Raw genomic sequence first — 20882 nt, forward strand, 5'->3', positions numbered from 1 at the left:
TATTTATCTTCAGCCTTTCTGTAAAACTTTCATTATTTCTATGGCTTTAGACAAATCTTCCAGTCTAAAGTTATTTTCTTCGACTATAGTTTTTATTTTTTGGCATTCGTTTTTTTCTGCTTCGTTTTCAGAGAGTGTTTTTTCTTCAAAAAAATATTCTATCGGACATTCAAACAATTCTTTTATTTTTATTAAGTGCAACAAAGTCACACCAACTCTGCCATTTTCGATATTGCTTAAATGTGTTTGCGATATACACAGTTTTTTAGCCAGCACCTTTTGTGATATTTTATTTTCAATGCGCAGAAGCTTTATTCTGTGTCCAATTTTTTGAAGCTCTTTTTCCATTATCAAGCACCTCCGAAAACAAATAGTAACAAACATTTTTGCCGGCAAAATTATTTTCTTGGGTTTGGCCGTTTATTAAAACAAGAATAACTGCAATAATATTGCCTTTTTCTGGCAAGCAAAGCCGTATAAACATGATATGTTTTGTTACAGCTGAATTCACGGCCACAAATAGGGCATTTCATCATTAATGATTCAATGCCTGATCTACGTGATGTCATTTCACTGTCATGGCAGAATTTTGAATTCATAGAATCGCATTCCTTCTTTATTTTTATAATTTTTATGAATAAATTTCACTGCAGTAAAAGGAAAGTAGACTTTCTAGGGTTACTTTAACTCCAAAAAATATAAATTTAATCATATAATAAATTTTATATATAATAAATTTCTTATATTATGATATCATGTATATATTCTCAGCGCAATTTTGTTTATATTACAAATGTTTTATTTTTCTTCAAACTAAATTTTATGTTATAGCTAATTATTCAAAAGTAGCTAATATTATGAATTATTTTAAATTTATTAAGCATAATAAAAATGTCGTTTTTCGGAAAATTTTAATAAATATAAAAATCCCGGATAGTAATATGTCCGGGATTTTTATATTTATATTATGCTGTTCGCGATCAAAGGAATTTAGGCGGCAAGGTTTCAAAGCCAACCCTGTCTGCCACTTTATCTATGGATTGCAGGCCCGGCAGAACAAACATTTTTGATGTGCCCTGAACAAGCAGTCTGCCGTTTTCATCTTTTAACGTACCTTCGGCAAGCCCGATCGTCCTCCCCATTCTTATCAGTCTGCCTTCCGCAATTATTTTGCCAGAAGCAGCAGCGGCAAGGTTATTCACCTGCAGGTCAAGCGTAGTTATGCCGTCCTCTTCGCCGATGCAGCAGTAAAGAGCCCAAAAGGTAACCGTGTCAAGAATTGATGAAAAGACGCCGCCATGTACTGAAGCAAAGGGATTATTTAGGCTGTCATTGATCTGCGTTTCGACACGGCAGTAGCCATAGTCAAGCTCACATATCTTCATGCCCAGCAGTTTAAGATACGGGGCTCTGTTGGCAATCGCCATAATTGCTTTGGCGTATTCAGGATTCACTTTTCGCATTGCATTTCACCTGCTCTTTCAATTTTTGCAGCTATCACTCTTTCAGCTTTTATATTACACTAATTTTTCATCTTAATAAAGCTTTTATTCTTCACTGCCTGACAATTATGATAAAGATCCTTTGCTAACGATAAGGCCTGCAGCAAAAAAATACCGGACAGATATCTGTCCGGTATTGCATTTTAATTTTATTATGCAGTTTTACTTATTTCAAAGCTGCCGCACAGCGTGCGCACACAGTCGGATGCTCAGCATCTTTACCTACGGTATCGCTATAGATCCAGCAGCGTTCGCATTTCTCGCCTTCCGCAGCCTGAACAGTTACTTTCAGGTCTTCACGTCCGGTCGCTTCTACGCCGCCGGCCAAACCTTCCACCAGTTTAGCCTGCGATACGATCAGCAGTGTCGCCAGATCACCTTCAACGGATCTGAGTATCGCCAGCGCTTCGCCTGTAGCATGCAGCTCGACTTTAGCGTCCAGAGAATGACCGATAGTTTTAGCGCGGCGGGCACCTTCCAGAACTCTGGTGATCTCGCTGCGGATCTCGATGAAGTTATCCCATTTGCTTTCCAGGGCTTCGTCGATATATTCTTCCTTGCATTCTGGCCACGGCATCATGAATACGGATTCAGGCATGGAAGCAGGTTTTTTCATGAACTGCCATACTTCTTCCATCGTGAAGCTGAGTACGGGCGCGATCATTACGACCAGATCCAGCATGATCTCGTACATTGCAGTCTGAGCGCTGCGGCGTTCAAAGGAATCGGCCTTGTATGCATACAGGCGGTCTTTGAGGATATCCAGATAGTAGCTGCTCATCTCGACGCTGCAGAAATTATGGATAGCATGATAGAGCACATGGAAGTCGTAGCTTTCATAAGCTGCGGAAACCTCTTTTTTCAAGAGCTGCATATGCATCAAAGCCCAACGATCCAGCTCCAGCATATCCTTAAATTCAACTTTATCGGTTTCATAATTGAAATCGTTGGTGTTGCCCAGGATATAGCGAATGGTGTTGCGGATCTTGCGATAAACCTCAGAGAGCTGTTTCAGTATCTCTTTGGAGATACGAATATCAGCCTTGTAATCGGAGGAAGCTGCCCACAAACGAATGATATCGGCGCCATATTGGGCGATAACTTCCTGCGGGGCAACAGTATTGCCTACAGATTTAGACATTTTGCGGCCTTCGCCGTCAACAACGTAACCATGCGTCAGAACTGCGTGGTAAGGCGCTTTGCCTTCGGTAGCAACGGAAGTGAGCAGTGAAGACTGGAACCAGCCGCGATGCTGATCGCTGCCTTCCAGATACATATCTGCAGGCCATGCCAGTTCGGGACGGGTTTTGCAGACTGCTGCATGGGAAGAACCGCTGTCGAACCAGACATCCATGATATCAGATTCTTTGCGGAAATGAGTGCCGCCGCATTTGGGGCATTTGGTGCCCTGCGGCAGGATCTCCTCAGCAGAATGAGCCCACCAGGCATCAGAGCCTTCTTTAGCAAACAGGTCGGCAACAGCATTGATAGTATCGTCGTTGACCAGGTGTTCGTTGCAGTCTTCACAGTAGAAGATCGGGATCGGTACGCCCCAGACACGCTGACGGGAAATGCACCAGTCGTGACGGTCGGCGACCATATTATGGATACGTGCTTCGCCCCAGGACGGGATCCACTGCACGTCATTGGCAATAGCATTCAGGGCTTCTTCACGGAAGCCGTCAACAGATGCGAACCACTGCTCGGTCGCACGGTAGATGATAGGGTTCTTGCAGCGCCAGCAGTGTGCATACTGATGGCGGATGTTTTCTTTGCCAAACAGGCGGTTCAGCCCGGCCAGATATTTGATGATGGGTACGTTGGCATCAAAAACGAACATGCCTGCAAAATCCGCACCGGCTTCTGCTGTCAGTTTACCTGAGCCGTCAACAGGGCAGATGATCGGCAGATTGTAGCGAACGCCGGTCTCAAAGTCGTCGGCGCCATGTCCGGGAGCGGTATGTACACAGCCTGTGCCGGCTTCCAGCGTAACATAATCAGCCAAAACGACTAAGGATTTGCGGTCAATAGTTTCAAACGGATGTCTGCATTCAGCATATTCCATATCTTTACCTTTACAGGTGCCGATGATATTGCTGAGGTCTTTTTTGCAGACCTTGCCAACGGCTTCCAGCATCTCTTTGGCCATAAACAGGATTTCGCCTTCGCATTCTACCCAGGCATATTCAAAGTCCGGATGCAGCGCGATCGCTACGTTGGCAGGCATGGTCCACGGAGTAGTGGTCCAGATAACGATATAGGCCGGTTTGCCCTGAGCTGCTTCTGGCAGCATGCCGTTGTCTTTGACGAGCGGCATTTTTACGAAGATCGCCGGCGACTTTTCTTCACCGTATTCGATTTCAGCTTCTGCCAGAGCGGTTTCGCAGTGCGGACACCAGTAAACAGCTTTTTTACCTTTATAGATATAGCCTTTTTTTGCCATCTCGCCGAAAACATGGATCTGTACAGCTTCATAATCGTGGGTCATGGTGATATAAGGATGATCCCAATCTCCAAGAACGCCCAGACGTTTGAAGTCGGTACGCTGCTCGTCGATCCATTTTAAAGCGTAGTCGTGACATTCTTTACGCAGTACCAGTGTATCAAGCTCATGGCGGTTCAGTCCCAGATTTTTGATAGCGGCGTGCTCGATCGGCATACCATGGGTATCCCAGCCGGGAACATACGGGGTATCAAATCCCTGCGCATATTTATATTTCATAATGATGTCTTTCAAAATCTTGTTTAAAGCCGTACCCATATGGATCTTGCCGTTAGCGTACGGCGGACCGTCGTGCAGGACAAATTTTTTATGGCCCGCATGCAGTTCCTGTTTCTTTTCATAGATTTTGTTTTCTTCCCAGTATTTCAAAAATTCGGGTTCGCGTTCCGGTAAACCGGCACGCATCGGAAATTCAGTTTCCGGTAAATTAAGAGTCTTGCTGTAATCCATGTGTACACCTCCAAAAAAATAAAGCCCCGCTCCCAAAAAGGGACGAGACTATAAACCCGTGGTACCACCCTCATGACAGACTTAAGCTGCCTGCCACTCGAAACACCATAACGTGTGTTACCCGTCCGGGCTTACTGTTTTCAGCCCAGAAGCTCTGAAGTGATCTTCCCCTGCCATCTTTCCGGTCGGGCTCGCACTGTCCCCGACTCGCTTGACTGTGCCCGGCAGGCTACTGTCTTCGTCATCGCTGCTGCTTTTATTAAAACAAAGTCATTATACACCATTATACAAGTTATAGTCAATGGTATTTGCCATATTTAAACTCAAAGATGCCATAACCGCTGTCAGTATGCAGATGTGAGGTATCGTTGAGCCTGAACACAGCATGTTCGCGCCATTTGTTGATTCCCAGGACCGTCACGCTGGACGGCAGGATATCGACAGAAAAATTTAAAACGTTGACGGCAGCTATATCAAGCCCCAGCCAATGGAAAATGATGTTTTGGATCGTGCCTTTATGGGCTACGATCAGAAGATTTTCCCGCTCCAGATCAGCGCATTTTATCAGGCCCTGCACATTACGGTCATAAAATTCCTGCCGCGTTTCGCCGCCCGGATAGTTGCGGTGATGCAGTTCCTTTAAGGTCGGAGGCTGCTGATACAAAGCTTTGGCAGCCGTTTCAGTCAAGCCTGCCGCCTGTCCATTATTTTTTTCGCGCAAAAATTCATACGGTTCCAGCTTACTGATTCCCAGCCTGGCGGCGATGATCCGGGCTGATTCTTCCGCCCGCTTCAAATCGCTGGTCAGGATTCGCAGATCACGGCTTTGCCCTGCAAAATCTTTGGCTAATTTGGACGCAACGGCCTGCAGCTGAACCTTTCCCGCAGCCGTAAGCTCCGAATCGGTCCAACCGCCTGTCAAATGCTCTGTATGATGAGTTGCTTCACCGTGGCGTACCAAAATAATCATGCTGCCGACCTCGCTTATTTTTCAGTATCTTCGCTAAAGTTTTTCAAAAGCTCCATTTGGCCTTCCAAAATGCTCATCATATGCTGACGATGCACAGCGGCCTTTTTGACCTGATCTTCAAAGATACCTTTTGCGAGAGCAGCTTTATTTTCTGCTTCAAAAATCATTTTTCTTACTTTTTCGTCGGTGTCAGCCAAAAGCGTTCTGGAACGTTCTTCGGCATCGGCGATCATCGTTCTGTAGCGTTCGTCGGCTTCGCCGGTCAGCTTTTGTGCTTCGGCACGTGCCTGTGCCAAAACATCGCTGGCCTCGTCTTTTGCCTGCGACGACATTTTTTTGCACAGATCCTCTGTCGTCACTTTCATTTTAGCGACTTCTACTTCGGCGGCACTGCGCATTTTGTCTACAAAATTCTGAGTCTCATTTTTCATCTGCTTCAGCTCGGCCTCAGCTTCGCCGCGCAGTCTGGCAATTTCCGCCAGCGTGTCATTACGCAATTTTGTAGTTTCACTTTCAGCTTCGCTGCGCAGTTTTTCAGCATAAGCTTCTGCTTCTGTCCTGGCCTGAGTCGCCGCGATTTCAGCGTCCATTTTTGCTTTAGCAGCAGCAGCCTGGCATTCAGAAGTGATCTCTTTGCATTTCATGGCAGTTTCCTGCTCCAGCAGGGCAGCCTTTTGCTCGCTGTTCTTTTTCACTTCGTCGGCAGTTTCCTGTGCGATGACCAAAGTGTTCTGCATGGTGGATTCCATTTGCTGATAGTATTCCAGTTTGGCGCTGACGCGTTCCACAGCATCTTTAAGCTCTACGTTGTCCTGATACAGGCGTTCAAAATCCTTGGCAACTTTGGCAAAAAACTCATCGACCTCTTCGGTGTCATATCCGCGGAAGCCTTTGGAAAAGTTCTTATTGTTTAAATCTAACGGTGTCAACATATCGTGATACCCTCCCCATTAAATATATCTTTTCAGCGTGATGCTTAAACGACCTTTTTTGGTAGTGCCCCTGATCTCGGCTACTTCTACCCTGCCGCGGCTGCGGAAAGAAATGATATCGCCTTCGCTGACCGGCTGGGCTGCGTTCTTGGCCTCTTTCCAGTTTACTTTAACATTCTGGCCTTTGATCTCGTCAGCCATACGTGACCGGGATACGCCATATCCTGCAGCAGCAACGGCATCCAGCCTTAAAGCTGCAACTGTAGCGCTGATGACCTTGACCTTTTCTTCCTTCTGCAGCAGGTCAGCTTCTGTGATCTCGGTCAGTGAAACCGGGGCAGAACCTATCTGCGTCAGATTGTTCATAATGTAAGCAGCAAAGGATTTGTCGGCTACGAACTGTGCTCCTTCAGGGATAAAAATAATATCGCCCAAAATCTCGCGTTTACAGCCCATCCCCATAAAAGCTCCCAAAATATCGCGGTGACTGAGTTCATAATAGCGTTTGTCCCATTCGACTTTAAAGCAGACCATGCCAAAATCCGGCTGACCAAAAAAGTCTTCGGCAACAAAAGCAACTTTCATACGCTCGGCATTTTTAAAACCGCCGCTGGTTTCCAGCTTCACATTTTCAAAATTGGCCGCAACGATCTCGGCCACATTACAGCCATGCGGATCAAGAAAATCGCTGACGCGGAATTTTCGGCTTCTATGAGCCCCTTCCGCCAGATCAAGCAGCTTGGCTGCCAGTTCTTCATCGCCGCCGGCCCGAAAATATCTTAAAATCTTTTCTCTATCTGCCATTGGTTATTTACCCTTCAATTTCTCACTGCGTTCCAGCACGGCCAGTACAGCATCATACATCGCAGCACGCACTCCGCGGTTTTCCAGAGCATGGATACCGGCAATGGTAGTTCCGCCTGGCGAAGTTACCTGATCGCGCAGCTGCGCCGGATGCAATGCTGTTTCCAGCACCATTTTGCCGCTGCCGGCAAATGTCTGGGCGGCCAGCTTGATCGCCAGCGCCCGCGGCAGGCCTGCATTAACGCCAGCATCTGCCAGAGCGTCGATCAGCATAAAGACATAGCCCGGACCACAGCCTGATACCGCCGTGATCGCTTCGATAGCACTTTCAGCCACTACTTCGACCTCGCCGCAGGAACCAAAAATAGTTTTAGCGGCGTTGATCATCCCGGCGCTGGCCTTGCTGTCAGGTGCGATAGCAGTCATACCCGCACCTACTGCCAGCGGTGTATTGGGCATCACTCTGATGACCGCATGTCCCGGCACTACCTGATGCAGCTTCGCCAGATCGACACTGCCCATGATCGAAAGCACCGTTGCCTGCGGCGGCATTGCTGCAGCAAGCTCAGCAGTGATCGCCGCATCAACAACCTGCGGTTTTACTGCCAGAATGATCAGCCCTGCATCTTTTACCACAGCTTTATTATCACCAGATGCTTTAATGCCGTAGGTTTTCTGTAAATATTCACAGCGTGCCGCTGACGGCTCGCCGACAAAGATCTCACCCGGGTCAGCCAGTCCGGCTCCCAGAATACCTTTGATGATAGCTTCAGTCATAGCGCCGCCGCCGATAAAAGCCAGCGGGCCGGTTTGAGCTGTTATTTTTTCCACGGTTGACCACCCTTTTCATCATAAATGTTGACGCTGGCGTCGATATCTACGTTTTTCGGGGCACAGACCAGAATATTACGGCCGATTTTTTTCATACTGCCGCCTAAAGCGTAAATAGTCCCGCTGATAAAGTCGGTCATTCTTTTGGTCACCAGGCCTTCAGTACCTTCAAAGTTCACTACTACAGGCTGGTTGTTGCGCAGATAATCGGCAACCTTCTGCGAATCGTCAAAATTAGCCGGTTCCAGCACTACTACCTTGACCTGCTTTTGAGCAAGCGGCATGGAAATGGTTTTGCCTTCAGGCGAATTTTGGACGTTCTTTTTGCTGAAGAAGGATTTTTTCTCGGCCGGCGCTTCGCTTCTGCTTTCGCTTTTTTCCAAAGCGTCAGGCTCGGGGGGAAGTGCTGCCCTGCTGACGGCAGGTGTGCTGCGGGGAATCCGTTTAGGAGCTGGTTCAGCTTTTTTTACGGGTTCCTCTTCCTCTAAAAGTTCATCATCTTCCTCTTCATATAGACCTAATGTTTCAGAGATACGATCAAAAAATTTCATACATTTCACCATACCTTCATGCTCATTTATTTTTACTGTAATCGCGCTTACCAAATAAGGCCGTACCCACACGCACGATGTTGGCCCCTTCTTCAACAGCTACTGTAAAGTCGTGAGTCATACCCATCGACAGCAGCTCGATCCCGGTCCGCTGCGCACGCAGCTCGCAAAAACAGCGGTAACCTTCTTTAAAAACGGGGCGTGTTTCCTCTATATCATCGCACAGCGGCGCAATAACCATCAAACCGCGTACACGCAGGTTTTGATATTCGTCCAGCTGCGGCAATACCGCCAGATAATCTTCAATCAAAAAGCCTGTCTTCTGCTCCTCGCGGGCGATGTTGAGCTGCAGCAAAATATCCTGCTGCTTATGCTGCTGTCCAGCCGCCTTGTCCAGCGCAGCCAAAAGATGCTCGCTGTCAGCTGATTCAATCAGATCGAACAAGGTGACGGCCTGCCTGGCTTTATTGGTCTGTAAATGGCCGATCAGATGCCAGAAGCCGCGGTCAGGCACAATAGTGCGTTTTTCCTTCGCTTCCTGCACCCGGTTTTCGCCGATATTAGTCACACCAAGCGCCAGCGATTCCAGCACCACGTCTACGGGATGATTTTTAGTTACGGCGACCAGTGTTACCTTATCGCCGGTCAGTTTAGTTTCAGTTCGCCGGCTCAAAGCTTCGGCGATCTGGGTCTGTACTTTGTGCAGATTGTCTTTTAACAAAATAAAGACCTCCTAAAAGTTTTATATTCGCCACAAAAACTATTATTCCTTTTTTATCTTCGGCAAATGCTTACGCCCATGCGCCCGGTTTTACCCAACTCGGCACGATAGGAAAAAAACAGTTCCCGATTATCGCAGGTACATGTCGCGGCACAGTGGATATTACCTCGCTCCAGTCCTGCTGCTTTTAATTGTAATCTATTCATCAGCCATAAGTCCAGATGATATTTACCATTTGGTTTAAGCGTAAAACACTCACGGTATTTTGCACCCGCCGTCAGAACTTTATCGTCTACTTCGTAACAGCAGCTGCCAATCGACGGTCCGATCGCCGCCAGCATTTTTTCCGGGTTGCAGCCATAATGACGGCACATCATCTGCACCGTTTTGAGGGCGATCTCCTCCACACTGCCGCGCCAGCCTGCATGCGCCAGTCCCACAGCCCCGGTTTCTGTATCAGCCAGCAAAACCGGTACGCAATCTGCATAAAACAGCAGCAGCGGCACATTTTGCAAATCGGTGATCAAAGCATCAGTGTCGGCAATAGTATCGGCAAAATCCACAGCGCCGCTGCCGATAAGGCCTTCTGTCACACAAACGACCTTACTGCCGTGCACCTGGGCACAGGTAGTAAACCTTGCCGCATCCACACCCAACGCCGCCGCAAACTGCCTGCGGTTGGCGTTTACAAGCTCTGCTTCATCGCCCACATGCAGCGCCAGGTTGAATCCGTCCGGCACAATACTGCTTGCTCCATGCAGACGGCAGCTGCAGCCGTTGCTGAATCCTGCTTCTGTCAGCGCCGTAAATTCACCCAGCCAGACCGGCCCGTTATTTCTTAATCTGAAACTCATACCTGTGCCTCCCCGCAAACACCGCAGCGGCGGCATAAGTCAAAACACATCGGTGTAAATTCTTCCCGCTGCGCCTTCTGCCACTCGCTGATCAAATAAGCTTCGGTAAAGCCCATATCCAAATGCTGCCAGGGCAAAGGCCTGCCGATCTCGTAAGCAGCAGCAGCAAGTTCCTCTATATCCAGTCCCTGCTCTTTCAGCACCTGCTTCAGCGGCATTTCTCTGCGGAAGGCTTCCAGTAAAGCGGTGCCGATCCTGCGATCACCCCTTGCCAAAACTGCCTGCAGAACAGTTTCCTTCAAGGATTCTGTCTGCACCTGGATATGTTTCGCTTTTTTAAAAGCGGTTTCCAGCATTTTTAAACGGCGTTTCAAGGTTTTGACATCGCACAGCGGCGACCATTGAAACGGTGTAAACGGCTTGGGGATGAAACCATTCACGGAAATTATCAGATCGCCTTTATTAAGGGCGGCATCCATCTTTTCTCGTACCCGACCGATCATCGCTATCATTTCTTCGATATCACTGTCAGCTTCCCCCGGCAGGCCCAGCATATAATACAGCTTGATATTTTTCATACCTGCTGCCGCTGCCAGTTCTATGGCATTAAAAACATGTTCTTCGGTAATGCCTTTATTGATGATATTACGCATTTTCACGCTGCCTGCTTCCGGAGCCACAGTCATCGTCCTCTGACCGCTGGCAGCCAAAGCCTGCGTCAGCTCTACATCTAAAGTGTCGGCCCGCAGAGAGGCTACCGTAAAAGGTACCTGCTCATCTACCAGTGTCTGTGTCAGTTCTTTGATGTACGGATAATCAGATACCGCGGCCCCCATCAGCCCGACCTTTTTAGTCTGTGGCGGACGGTTGCGTATTTTAGCAAGCAGCAGCTCAAGATCGCGCGCCCGCGGTTTGCGGAAGCAATAACCTGCCATGCAGAAACGGCAATGCCGCCCGCAGCCTCGTGCTACTTCGACGATATACATATTTTCAAATTCAGTCGCATCTGTCATAATTGCCGATGTCTGCGGATAATTATCCAGTTCACGTACCCACTGACGTTTTACGCTGGCAGGCACCTGCGGTGACGCCAGCATACCGCAGAACATACCGCCAGCATCGTACTGCGGCTTATAAAACCGCGGCACATAGATGCCGCTCAGCTGCGCCAGCTCCAACAGTGTATCTTCCTTAGACAGGCCTTTGTCCCTGGCTTCATAAACAGCGTCCAGCAGTTTATTGACAGTTTCTTCACCTTCACCGATCACGAAAGCATCGGCAACCCCTGCTAAAGGCTCAGGATTGAAGGTCGCGCAGGGACCGCCGATGATCACCAGCGGTTCTTTGGCGCCGCGTGCTGCCGCCTCAGGCTTCACATTGCTCTGCGCCAGCATAGTCAGTAAATTGGTATAATCCATTTCAAATGACATCATCACGCAGATAACTTCAAAATCTGCAAGCTGCCTCTGTGTTTCCAGTGATAAAAGCGGCGTTTTCGTGCGTTTATGCTCTGCTAAGAGCTTGCTGTCAGGCAGAAAGAAACGTTCGCAGGCTGAATCGCCGCGGCTGTTGATGAGCTGATACAGGATATGCAGTCCCAGATTCGACATCCCCAGATGATAAGTATTGGGGTAAATAAAGGCCACCGGCCTCCGCGCGCCAGGCGCAAATACCTGTACCCCGCTCTCGCGGGCAACTATTTCTTTCAACGCATTTTTAAGCTCCCAGGTCAACTTGTCTACCTCGTTTATACTCTCTCAGTGTGCTGTTAGTCCTTCAACCGTTTTTCAAACATTTCGATCACCGTTTTCAACACCTTCAGGCGGGCATAATATTTATTATTGCCTTCCACTATCGTCCACGGTGCATAATCAGTACTTGTGCGCACCAGCATTTCGTTCACAGCCGCTTCATAGGCATCCCATTTCTCACGGTTGCGCCAGTCTTCGTCAGTGATCTTCCATTCCTTGTTCGGATTTTGCTCCCGCTCCTTAAGGCGTTTATACTGCTCGTCTTTATCTATCTGCAGCCAGAATTTGCCTATCACCGTACCGTATTCCGCCCATTGGGCTTCCATCTCGTTGATCTCGGCATAGGCCCGCCCCCATTCATCCTGCGTTGCAAAGCCTTCGATACGTTCTACCATGACCCTGCCGTACCAGGTACGGTCAAAAATGGCGATCTCTCCCTGTTTGGGAAAGCGTGTCCAAAAACGCCATAGATAGTTAAAAGATTTCTCTACCACGTTGGGAGCCGCTACCGGGTTCACCGAATACCCCAGCGGATCGAGAGCTGCCGTCAGCCGACGGATCGCTCCGCCCTTACCGCCTGCATCCCAGCCTTCAAAGCCAAAGACCGAAGGAATACCCTTTTTATACATTTCATACTGCAAAATACTCAGTTTGGACTGGTATTTATCCAGTTTCTCTTTATATTCCGCTTTTGCGATTTCTTTGGACAGATCGACCTTTGATAAAACGTCGTAGATCTCGGTACGCGGCAACACCAGCTGCTGCCCGGCTTTCTGTCTGCGGGCTTCCGCTTCGGCCAGCGCCAGTTCCAGCCGCTGTACGATCACATCAAATATCGAGACCTCGGCAAAACGCGTATCGTCGCCGGCGATCAGATACCAGTGGGCATTAGGCCGGTCGCTGTCGATAAACATTTTCTCGTAGATTTCCAGATACCGCTGATAATCTACAAAATCATCATCGCTTTCGCTGACCTTGTTCCAGCCTTTACCATAGGTTTTTTCAGCCTTCTGCACATTAGCCTTCAGCTGTTTTTCGGAAACGTGTACAAAAAATTTCAGCAGCACATAATTATCATCAGTCAGCTGCTTTTCAAAAGCATTGATATGCCTGTAGCTCGTATTTATTCTTTTAACTTGATCCGCATCGCGGTCAAAGGTATATTCATTTTTCAGATAGTACCAGCTGCGGTAATACACAGCCATATTGCCTTTTGCCGGCAGCTGCCGCCAGAAAGGCTCAAAAAAAGGTTGGTCCGGTTCTTCATCCGCCATTTTTGAAGCCGAATAAACTCTGAACCCGCGGGCATCCATCTGCTGCATCATATGATTGATGATGACGCTGCGCTGTGACCCACGCCAGCCTTCAAACAAAATTATTACAGGAATACCAGCAGCGCGGCAAGCACGCTGCAGTTCTCCCAGCCTGGTTTCAAAATAACTCATTTTTTCATTATAGGCATCTTTTTTCAGGCTTTGTTTTAAATCGATTTTTTCTAACACCAATATCACCTTGTTCTCTATAGATTATCAGTCAAAAGCAGTTAAAAATTCAGTCATGCAGGCAGCAACACCTTTCTTTACTGCCCTGCTCTGGCTCGCGCCGCCGATCTTCCAAAAAGCTACGGCCGACGATGACCCAACTTCCTCCACGATCCTGTTGAACAGATATTTCTCAGTTTTTACATCCACACATTTCAGCTTCATGGTAATGACTGAACTATAAGTCTGACTGCCGACGATAACCATAAAGCCGGTTTCCTTGTTGCGCGGCGGCTCCATCTCCATGTAGATCACACGGTCGACGCCCAGCTCTTTCCCAACGGCAACAAGCTCTGCCAATACCGGCGCGTCAGCGTTTTCAAACGGATGGTTCTGCATCGCCTTAGCAACAGCTTTGGCACTGGCAACGGTATTCACGCCGCCTTTTTTAGCAGGCGGATATTTCTCTTTCAGCGCGTCTTTGATAGAATTAGCCGCTACCTTACGGCCCTTTTCATCCATGCCCGACTGGTCGATATACGGCAGCACCGCCACCGAATAAGGCACTGTCGAAGCAGTTATTTTTTTCTCTGCCTCTTTGTCAGCCCTGCCTGTATCGGCTACGCCGGCAGTAACGGCATCGATTGAAGAACTTTCCTGTGCCTGCAGCGGAGCGGCCCCAAAAAGCAGCGCTCCAGCCAGCAGTACAGCAGCAAGTTTTTTATTCATTAACTAACAACACTTCTTTCGTTAGAAAAATAATCTTGCCCAATTATCAAAAACTATCATCGTACGGTTTCAGCGACCGAGGTTTGTCCAATATCTGCGCCATCACAAAGCCATAGCGTACATCTTCAGCTACTGTCCCGCGGCTGCGAAAGCCTTTAAAGGCAGGCTGGGGCTTCTGCGGCTCAAAACGTTTATACAAGGGTTCCGGAACAGCAGCTTCTGCTGCCGGTGCAGGTTCCTGACAGGTATTTTCCGCCTCAGGCTGCTTTTTGGGCGCCCGGTCTTCAGGAAACTCCACATACCACGGTACAGCTTCTTCGTCCTCACCTTCATAGCCGCGCCCCTGCCTTTCCTCCGGCAGCTGCGTCTGCCAATCAGCAGGCTGCTGCGGTGGCGGCGCAGGACGCTTCTTGCGGTTACGGACATCGAAAAAGATAAAAAACAACAGTACGATGAGAGGATAAAACAGCATTAAATTGTCCATACATTCGCCTCATCTCAATACAATAACCGGCTCATACAGTCGGCTTATTTCGGGTTGCTGCCTTTTTCGCCGCTATTTTCAGGGCTGGAACCGGCAATCATTTTCCGCATATCAGTATCAGCATTGATATTGTTCATGCGGTAGTAATCCATCACGCCTAAACGGCCGTTTTCCAAAGCATCTGCCAACGCAGTCGGTACTTTGGCCTGAGCTTCGACGACCTTCGCCTGCATTTCCTGGGTATAGGCTTTCATTTCCTGTTCTTTAGCAACTGCCATTGCGCGGCGTTCTTCGGCGCGGGCCTGGGCGATTCGTTTATCGGCTTCAGCCTGGTCAGTCATCAAAGCGGCGCCAATGTTACGGCCTACGTCGACATCGGCAATATCAATAGACAGGATCTCAAAAGCAGTACCTGCGTCAAGTCCTTTAGCCAAAACGGTACGCGAAATGAAATCAGGATTTTCCAATACATCGCTGTGTTTAACAGCAGAACCAACATTAGTAACGATACCTTCACCGACACGGGCGATAATAGTCGCTTCACCGGCGCCGCCGACCAGACGGTCAATATTGGCGCGTACGGTAACGCGGGCTTTGACCTTCAGTTCGATGCCGTCTTTAGCAACTGCCGAAACTACCGGCGTTTCAATTACTTCGGGGTTAACGCTCATCTGTACTGCTTCCAGCACATTACGTCCGGCAAGGTCAATAGCGCAGGAACGCTCAAAAGACAGCGGGATCTGAGCTCTGTGAGCAGCGATCAGCGCATCGATGACACGGTCAACGTTACCGCCTGCCAGATAATGCGCTTCCAGCTGATTGACATTGACGTCCAGACCTGCCTTATTGGCTTTGATAAGCGGCAGCACGATCTGGGAAGCCGGCACGCGGCGGAACCGCATACCCACTAAATTGAAAATACCAACGTTGACACCGGCAGCGATAGCCGAGATCCACAGCGCCAGCGGTACAAAATTCAAAAATACGGCGATACCGGCAATGATCAGGATAAACATGAACCCGCCGTTAAACAAAAAATCAAACATCACAACACTTCCTTTACTAGTTAGTTTTTACTTCCTGAACAAACAGTTTATTGCCTTCCACTTTCACGATCTCTACCAATGCGCCCGGCATGATATAATCGCCAAAGCTCACCACGTCGACACGTTCGCCGTCGATGATGACAGTTCCCGCAGGACGCAGCGGTGCTACGACCTCTCCACGTTTACCAAGATACTGCGAGTGATCCTCGGCACCTGTATAACCGTGACGGTTCTCTTGTTTCTCCCATAAAACAAAGGGATTCCACTTGCTTTCGGCGGGCAGATAAACAAACAGCAGGGCAACTACTGCGCCCAGTGCCAGTACAACACCAAGCAAAATATACGCGGCCTCAGCGCCGCCGCCCAGCAGATAATATGAGCCTGCCAGCAGCGAGATCAGACCCGTAACGCCAAAAAAGCCAAACCCCGGCACCACTGCTTCGATTCCCAAAAGCACGATCCCGACGCCCAGTAAAATATATTCGATTGGCATAGGCTTTTACCTCCCTTCGTATCGTTATATTATACCAAAAAACTTACCTAACAGGCAAATTTCACTATTCTTTTACAAAAGTCAAACCCCACCGGCGGCGGGGTTTGTTCTTGATGCTGCTATTTGATTGTTCATATTCTTTTCCGCAGCAGCCTATTCCAGCTTAATACCGTCGCCTTCAACTGATACCGACGCCTGTTCGATCGTATTGCGGCGGCGTTTATCAAGATTACGGTATTCTTCCTGCTGCATTTTTTCAGCCTTAATATTCGTCAGAGTCCCCGTATATTTACTGTCGGAGGACGGGGCGTAATTATCTGACGAAGGCTCCGGTTCTGGGCTTTTTTCCTTAATGACAAGCTTCCCGGTGACATTCAGCGCATAACCGTCCTGTGCAGAGAAATATTCCCTGACCTCCATCACTGTTTTCGTCAGTTCCGTAAATTCCAGCTGCAGCAAATCATCTAATGTACACTCCAGCGCATTAGCGGCACGTAGTAAAACACGGAAATTAACTGCGACTCTGCAACACTCAATATTGCTCAGATGCGTTTGACTGATAACCAAAGCCCGGGCCAGTTCACCCTGGCTGATACCGCGGCATGTCCTGAGCAGCTTGATATTAGCGCCGATTATTTTCAAACAGCGTTCATCGTACATATTGCCCGCCTCACATCTTAATGTAATCAGATCATATTTTTTAAATTTATCAGCACTTTATCTGCTATTACTTGCAGAACATTTACCAAACAATATTTTCTATAATTTTAGCACTGTTGTAACCCCCACAAGACATACAAGAACTTTTTTACGCCGCCGTCCGGTTCCGTTATTGCTCTTACGTTTTGATAATCGCCAAAATCACCTCCAGCAAACAGTGCTGCTGCCCGTCCGCACAACACTTTCACACTACTGTCCTGGCAGATATGGTATAATAAAAGCCATTAAACAACTCTGATATTTTTTATTCGGCAGCTTCGCCTGTCCTGACACAGAAAGGTACAGCTATGCATTATGTGCAAGTAAAAGGCATCCTCTCAGCTAAAAATGGTATGAACCTGTATCGCGGCTGCTCACACGGCTGCATTTACTGTGATTCACGCAGCAGCTGTTATCAGATGCCGCATGCTTTTGAAGATATCGAAGTCAAACAAAACGCTCTTGTACTGCTGGAAGAAGCCCTGCGGCGCAAGCGCAAAAAATGTATGATCGGCACCGGGTCGATGACAGATCCTTATATTCCTCTGGAAACCGAACTCGGCAGCGTGCGGCAGGCTATGGAGCTTGTTTATAAATATGGCTGCGGTTTTACAGTGCTGACTAAATCGGACCGGATCCTGAGGGATCTTGATCTGCTGCAAAAAATAAACGCGTCTGCAAAATGCGTAGTCCAAATGACTCTGACCACCTATGACGAAGAATTGTGCAAAAAAATAGAGCCGTATGTAAGTACGACCCGTGAGCGTTTCGAAGCTTTAAAGCAATTACGTGACGCAGGTATCCCGACTGTAGTCTGGCTTGCTCCCATTCTGCCTTTTATCAACGATACCGAAGCTAATCTCCGCGGTATTTTATATTACTGTATCGAAGCCGGCGTTTACGGCATTATTTGTTTCGGTATGGGGCTGACGCTGCGCGACGGCAACCGCGAATACTTTTACCAGCAGCTGGACAGACACTTCCCCGGACTGAAAAAACGCTATATCGACACCTACGGAAATCAGTACGTTATCGACAGTCCCAACAGTAAACAGCTGATGCAGCTGCTGCGGCAAAAATGCCGTCAGCATGGTATCATTCAGGATAATCAGCAGTTATTTGCCTATCTGAGCACTTTTCCAAGCAATCAGGCAGACCTGCAGCAAAGTTTATTTGAATAAACTTTACTGCAGGCTGGTATAAAAACAATTTGAAGAAAGGTTTTGTATTTCTATGAAATCATCTTACTATAAATACTTTGCTGCGCTTTTGTTATTTGGTTCCAACGGCATCGTTGCCAGTAATATCAATCTGCCCAGCTACGAAATCGTTCTGCTGCGTCTATTGCTTGGCAGCCTTTTTCTTATAACTGTTTTTACGGTTTCCAGACAAAGGTTTACTTTTTACCGGAATAAGCACACTTGCCTTTATCTTTTCATTTCGGCGTCAGCTATGGGAGCAAGCTGGATGCTGCTTTACGAAGCCTATCAGCAGGTCGGGATCAGCATAGCATCTTTAGCCTATTACTGCGGTCCGGTAATCGTTATGATTCTTTCACCTTTTCTTTTTCGTGAAACTCTGACCTGGCCTAAAATAGCTGGTTTTTTAACTGTTCTGGCCGGGATGTGCCTAGTGAACTTACAGGCGCTGGACGAAGGTAAAACTATTTGGGGTCTTTTCTGCGGCTTAATGTCTGCGTTTATGTATGCACTGATGGTAACAGCAAATAAAAAAGCCAAACCTAAATCCGGTTTGGAAAATTCTTTGCTGCAACTTGTCATCGGCTCTTTTATCGTCGTCGCATTTGTCAGTATGCAGAAAAACTTTGTTCTGTCACTGACAACGATTGACTGGATACCGGTTTTACTGCTCGGCTTGCTTAATACAGGAATCGGCTGTTATTTATATTTTTCTTCTATTACAGACTTGCCAGTCCAGACCGTTGCCATATGCGGTTATCTGGAACCACTGTCTGCAGTTGTTTTTTCTGTACTCTTTTTACATGAAGTCCTGTTGCCTTTACAAATGCTAGGAGCCGTACTTATACTTGGCGGCGCCATATTTGGAGAATGCTTCAATCCTGAAAAACAGCAGTGGCTGCAGTCAAAATAAAGCTCAAAAGCATAATAAAAAAGCAAGCCGCTAGCGGCTTGCTTTTTTATTATCACTATTTAAATCAAATGCTTTACTAAACTAAAAATCACTATTTACATCTTATACTTAAAATCGCAGTGCACCATAACGGCTTTCCAGCTTATGCAGGTGTTCGGTAAGAACTCCCGGCTCAATATAAGCATATTCCAATATCTGCAGTGCATTCGGTGCATAATCCCTGATAGAAGCAAAATAAGGTTCCCATTCGATCGTTCCCAGTCCTACAGGCTGATGGCTGTCTCCGCTGCCATCGTTATCATGCACATGTACAGCCAACAGCTTTTTCTGCAGCCGTTTCACGGTTTCAGGAAGATTCCAGCCATTAACGTGGGCATGTCCCGTATCCAAAAGTGCCAGAGCCTGCGGATAACGTTCAAACAGTGCCAGATATTCTTCAAAATCAAAAAGCAGTGATCCACAGGGACGCAGACCCACATTTTCTATAACAACTTGAACGCCGTAGCTTTGTGCCAGGCTGATCACTTCAGCCAAGCGCTGATAGACCAGTTCTTTAACTGCGGCAACCTCACCATGGTAAATTTCATTGGTATGCACAACTACAAATTCTGCTTTGATCTTTTGGGCATAGGTAAAGGTTTGAGCGTAGGCTTTTAAATAATATTCATCACTGCTGTCTGCCAGATTTACAGCAACACAGGGACCATGGATAGAAAATGTTCTTTTTTCCTTATTATTCTGCGCCAGCGGCAGCAATACCGTATCCCAATAATGGTCGGTCCCGAATTCATAAAAAAATTCGATATTATAGGTCAACGGCAAACCGCTGAGATATTTTTTATTGAAACCGCCAAAAGCCAGATCACTAACTGCCCATTGCATCAGTAAAAACCTCCCCTTTTTCTATATAGCCAATATTCCTGCCGCTTGTCACATCAAACAGACTCACATCGTCCCAGCTGAAACAGATCCCGCTGGAATTTTGTACATCCGCATTGCGGTCACTTACTGTAACGCTGATATTCTCACCACTCTCAAGCTGTAATTCAACAGTACGCTGATTACCTGTATTTTCTACATAAGTTATACTTCCCTGCACAGCAGCGTCCTCGCTTAAACGGCAATGCTCAGGCCTGATACCCAGCAGCAGGTCTCTGCGCTGTCCGATCACCTGACGCCACAGCTCCGGTACCGGCAGTACGGCCTTGCCGATACAAATACAATCACGGTTAAAACGTGCTTTGAGGATATTCATTGACGGGGCGCCAATAAAACCGGCAACAAATGTATTAGCCGGGTGACGGTAGATCGTATCCGGAGCGGCTATCTGCTGCAGTTCGCCATCTTTCAGCACAACGATACGATCGGCGACAGTCATTGCCTCTACCTGATCATGCGTTACATAAATCATTGTCGGTTTATAGATCTCATGAATACGTACCAGTTCTGTCCTGGCCTGCTGCCGCAGCTGAGCGTCCAAATTGGACAGCGGTTCATCCAGTAAAAAGTAGGGTGATTGCTTTACAAGGGCACGGCATAAGGCCACTCTCTGTTTCTGCCCGCCTGAAAGCTGTTTGGGCTTATAGTTTTCATAGCCTCTTAAATTAAGTATTTCTAAGGCTTCATCGGCTCTTTTTTTGATTTCCGCTTCCGGAAGCTTTTGGATATGCAGGCCAAAGGTGATATTATCCCAGACAGAAAGATGCGGAAACAGCGCATAGCTTTGAAAAACCATGGCAATATTACGTTCACCGGGAGCAATATCATTAACTACTCTGCCTCCCATTTTCAGCTGACCGCTGGTAATATCTTCCAAACCAGCGATCATTCGCAGCGTAGTAGTTTTGCCGCAGCCGGAAGGCCCCAGCAAAATCAGGCGCTCGCCTTCTTTTATTTCCAGATTCAAAGACTTGACGATTTTAGCATCGCCGTAAGATTTACAGACGTTTTCAAATACAATACTGTTCAT

The 20882-nt window shown here is 47.5% G+C and carries 21 protein-coding genes and 1 other annotated feature; of the genes, 2 read left to right on the forward strand and 19 right to left on the reverse strand.

The features are described from left to right. Positions 1–9 precede the first annotated feature (9 nt). The 17 genes from C8D73_RS01580 to C8D73_RS01660 all read right to left on the reverse strand — a co-directional run bounded on the left by C8D73_RS01580 (position 10) and on the right by C8D73_RS01660 (position 16762). Positions 10–348, reverse strand: a complete 339-nt coding sequence (locus C8D73_RS01580) for a helix-turn-helix domain-containing protein (protein WP_021717682.1) — start codon at positions 346–348, stop codon at positions 10–12. A 632-nt stretch (positions 349–980) separates the two neighbouring features. After that, positions 981–1463, reverse strand: a complete 483-nt coding sequence (locus C8D73_RS01585) for a PaaI family thioesterase (protein WP_113077106.1) — start codon at positions 1461–1463, stop codon at positions 981–983. 205 nt (positions 1464–1668) lie between these two features. Continuing rightward, positions 1669–4455 carry an isoleucine--tRNA ligase gene (ileS, locus tag C8D73_RS01590; RefSeq protein ID WP_113077107.1) on the reverse strand — a complete coding sequence of 929 codons (2787 nt, stop codon included), beginning with the start codon at positions 4453–4455 and terminating at the stop codon, positions 1669–1671. Between the two features lie 35 nt (positions 4456–4490). Further along, positions 4491–4709 (reverse strand) — a binding site (T-box leader). Positions 4710–4753: 44 nt separating this feature from the next. Continuing rightward, positions 4754–5425, reverse strand: coding sequence for a histidine phosphatase family protein (locus C8D73_RS01595; RefSeq protein ID WP_113077108.1), 672 nt, complete (start codon positions 5423–5425; stop codon positions 4754–4756). A 14-nt stretch (positions 5426–5439) separates the two neighbouring features. Further along, the gene (locus tag C8D73_RS01600) at positions 5440–6357 is read right to left on the reverse strand and encodes a DivIVA domain-containing protein (protein ID WP_113077109.1); all 918 of its coding nucleotides are present in this window, start codon (positions 6355–6357) and stop codon (positions 5440–5442) included. Between the two features lie 18 nt (positions 6358–6375). Then, positions 6376–7161, reverse strand: a complete 786-nt coding sequence (locus tag C8D73_RS01605; protein ID WP_113077110.1) for a YlmH family RNA-binding protein — start codon at positions 7159–7161, stop codon at positions 6376–6378. Positions 7162–7164: 3 nt separating this feature from the next. Then, positions 7165–7992: a pyrroline-5-carboxylate reductase gene (proC, locus tag C8D73_RS01610; RefSeq protein WP_113077111.1), complete on the reverse strand. Its 828-nt coding sequence runs from the start codon at positions 7990–7992 to the stop codon at positions 7165–7167. Next, positions 7980–8543, reverse strand: a complete 564-nt coding sequence (locus C8D73_RS01615) for a cell division protein SepF (RefSeq protein WP_113077363.1) — start codon at positions 8541–8543, stop codon at positions 7980–7982. Before C8D73_RS01615 ends, proC begins: the two co-directional genes overlap by 13 nt. A gap of 22 nt (positions 8544–8565) precedes the next feature. Further along, positions 8566–9264: a YggS family pyridoxal phosphate-dependent enzyme gene (locus tag C8D73_RS01620; protein WP_113077112.1), complete on the reverse strand. Its 699-nt coding sequence runs from the start codon at positions 9262–9264 to the stop codon at positions 8566–8568. A 53-nt stretch (positions 9265–9317) separates the two neighbouring features. Next, positions 9318–10118 carry a peptidoglycan editing factor PgeF gene (pgeF, locus tag C8D73_RS01625; RefSeq protein ID WP_113077113.1) on the reverse strand — a complete coding sequence of 267 codons (801 nt, stop codon included), beginning with the start codon at positions 10116–10118 and terminating at the stop codon, positions 9318–9320. Continuing rightward, entirely contained in the window at positions 10115–11851 is a 1737-nt protein-coding gene (locus tag C8D73_RS01630; RefSeq protein ID WP_113077114.1) for a radical SAM protein, read from the reverse strand. The genes pgeF and C8D73_RS01630 overlap by 4 nt, the downstream gene beginning before the upstream one ends. A gap of 35 nt (positions 11852–11886) precedes the next feature. Next, entirely contained in the window at positions 11887–13371 is a 1485-nt protein-coding gene (gene pap / locus C8D73_RS01635) for a polyphosphate:AMP phosphotransferase (RefSeq protein ID WP_113077115.1), read from the reverse strand. Positions 13372–13398: 27 nt separating this feature from the next. Then, complete coding sequence (locus C8D73_RS01640) at positions 13399–14079, reverse strand: hypothetical protein (RefSeq protein WP_113077116.1); 681 nt, start codon at positions 14077–14079, stop codon at positions 13399–13401. 46 nt (positions 14080–14125) lie between these two features. Further along, complete coding sequence (locus tag C8D73_RS01645) at positions 14126–14563, reverse strand: hypothetical protein (RefSeq protein WP_113077117.1); 438 nt, start codon at positions 14561–14563, stop codon at positions 14126–14128. Between the two features lie 44 nt (positions 14564–14607). Next, positions 14608–15609 (reverse strand): flotillin-like protein FloA, encoded by a 1002-nt coding sequence (gene floA / locus C8D73_RS01650; protein WP_021717668.1) that lies wholly within the window; start codon positions 15607–15609, stop codon positions 14608–14610. A 16-nt stretch (positions 15610–15625) separates the two neighbouring features. After that, positions 15626–16102 (reverse strand): NfeD family protein, encoded by a 477-nt coding sequence (locus C8D73_RS01655; protein WP_021717667.1) that lies wholly within the window; start codon positions 16100–16102, stop codon positions 15626–15628. A 153-nt stretch (positions 16103–16255) separates the two neighbouring features. Beyond that, positions 16256–16762: a helix-turn-helix domain-containing protein gene (locus C8D73_RS01660; RefSeq protein ID WP_113077118.1), complete on the reverse strand. Its 507-nt coding sequence runs from the start codon at positions 16760–16762 to the stop codon at positions 16256–16258. A 347-nt stretch (positions 16763–17109) separates the two neighbouring features. Here C8D73_RS01660 and C8D73_RS01665 point away from each other — a divergent pair, with 347 nt between their 5' ends. Further along, positions 17110–17982, forward strand: a complete 873-nt coding sequence (locus C8D73_RS01665) for an SPL family radical SAM protein (protein ID WP_113077119.1) — start codon at positions 17110–17112, stop codon at positions 17980–17982. 52 nt (positions 17983–18034) lie between these two features. Further along, on the forward strand, positions 18035–18913 hold the full coding sequence (locus C8D73_RS01670; protein ID WP_113077120.1) for a DMT family transporter: 879 nt from the start codon (positions 18035–18037) through the stop codon (positions 18911–18913). 108 nt (positions 18914–19021) lie between these two features. Here C8D73_RS01670 and C8D73_RS01675 read toward each other — a convergent pair whose 3' ends face one another. Beyond that, positions 19022–19795 (reverse strand): sugar phosphate isomerase/epimerase family protein, encoded by a 774-nt coding sequence (locus C8D73_RS01675; protein WP_021717663.1) that lies wholly within the window; start codon positions 19793–19795, stop codon positions 19022–19024. After that, positions 19779–20882 (reverse strand): ABC transporter ATP-binding protein, encoded by a 1104-nt coding sequence (locus tag C8D73_RS01680; RefSeq protein ID WP_113077121.1) that lies wholly within the window; start codon positions 20880–20882, stop codon positions 19779–19781. The genes C8D73_RS01675 and C8D73_RS01680 overlap by 17 nt, the downstream gene beginning before the upstream one ends.

Source organism: Phascolarctobacterium faecium DSM 14760 (assembly GCF_003269275.1).
Taxonomy (GTDB): Bacteria; Bacillota; Negativicutes; order Acidaminococcales; family Acidaminococcaceae; genus Phascolarctobacterium; species Phascolarctobacterium faecium.

Excerpts from the sequence above, each read along its gene's own strand:
- C8D73_RS01580 (WP_021717682.1), bottom strand. The coding sequence starts at position 348 with ATGGAAAAAGAGCTTCAAAAAATTGGACACAGAATAAAGCTTCTGCGC.
- C8D73_RS01585 (WP_113077106.1), bottom strand. The coding sequence starts at position 1,463 with ATGCGAAAAGTGAATCCTGAATACGCCAAAGCAATTATGGCGATTGCC.
- ileS (WP_113077107.1), bottom strand. The coding sequence starts at position 4,455 with ATGGATTACAGCAAGACTCTTAATTTACCGGAAACTGAATTTCCGATG.
- C8D73_RS01595 (WP_113077108.1), bottom strand. The coding sequence starts at position 5,425 with ATGATTATTTTGGTACGCCACGGTGAAGCAACTCATCATACAGAGCAT.
- C8D73_RS01600 (WP_113077109.1), bottom strand. The coding sequence starts at position 6,357 with ATGTTGACACCGTTAGATTTAAACAATAAGAACTTTTCCAAAGGCTTC.
- C8D73_RS01605 (WP_113077110.1), bottom strand. The coding sequence starts at position 7,161 with ATGGCAGATAGAGAAAAGATTTTAAGATATTTTCGGGCCGGCGGCGAT.
- C8D73_RS01615 (WP_113077363.1), bottom strand. The coding sequence starts at position 8,543 with ATGAAATTTTTTGATCGTATCTCTGAAACATTAGGTCTATATGAAGAG.
- pgeF (WP_113077113.1), bottom strand. The coding sequence starts at position 10,118 with ATGAGTTTCAGATTAAGAAATAACGGGCCGGTCTGGCTGGGTGAATTT.
- C8D73_RS01640 (WP_113077116.1), bottom strand. The coding sequence starts at position 14,079 with ATGAATAAAAAACTTGCTGCTGTACTGCTGGCTGGAGCGCTGCTTTTT.
- C8D73_RS01645 (WP_113077117.1), bottom strand. The coding sequence starts at position 14,563 with ATGGACAATTTAATGCTGTTTTATCCTCTCATCGTACTGTTGTTTTTT.
- floA (WP_021717668.1), bottom strand. The coding sequence starts at position 15,609 with ATGTTTGATTTTTTGTTTAACGGCGGGTTCATGTTTATCCTGATCATT.
- C8D73_RS01655 (WP_021717667.1), bottom strand. The coding sequence starts at position 16,102 with ATGCCAATCGAATATATTTTACTGGGCGTCGGGATCGTGCTTTTGGGA.
- C8D73_RS01660 (WP_113077118.1), bottom strand. The coding sequence starts at position 16,762 with ATGTACGATGAACGCTGTTTGAAAATAATCGGCGCTAATATCAAGCTG.
- C8D73_RS01665 (WP_113077119.1), top strand. The coding sequence starts at position 17,110 with ATGCATTATGTGCAAGTAAAAGGCATCCTCTCAGCTAAAAATGGTATG.
- C8D73_RS01670 (WP_113077120.1), top strand. The coding sequence starts at position 18,035 with ATGAAATCATCTTACTATAAATACTTTGCTGCGCTTTTGTTATTTGGT.
- C8D73_RS01675 (WP_021717663.1), bottom strand. The coding sequence starts at position 19,795 with ATGCAATGGGCAGTTAGTGATCTGGCTTTTGGCGGTTTCAATAAAAAA.
- C8D73_RS01680 (WP_113077121.1), bottom strand. The coding sequence starts at position 20,882 with ATGAACAGTATTGTATTTGAAAACGTCTGTAAATCTTACGGCGATGCT.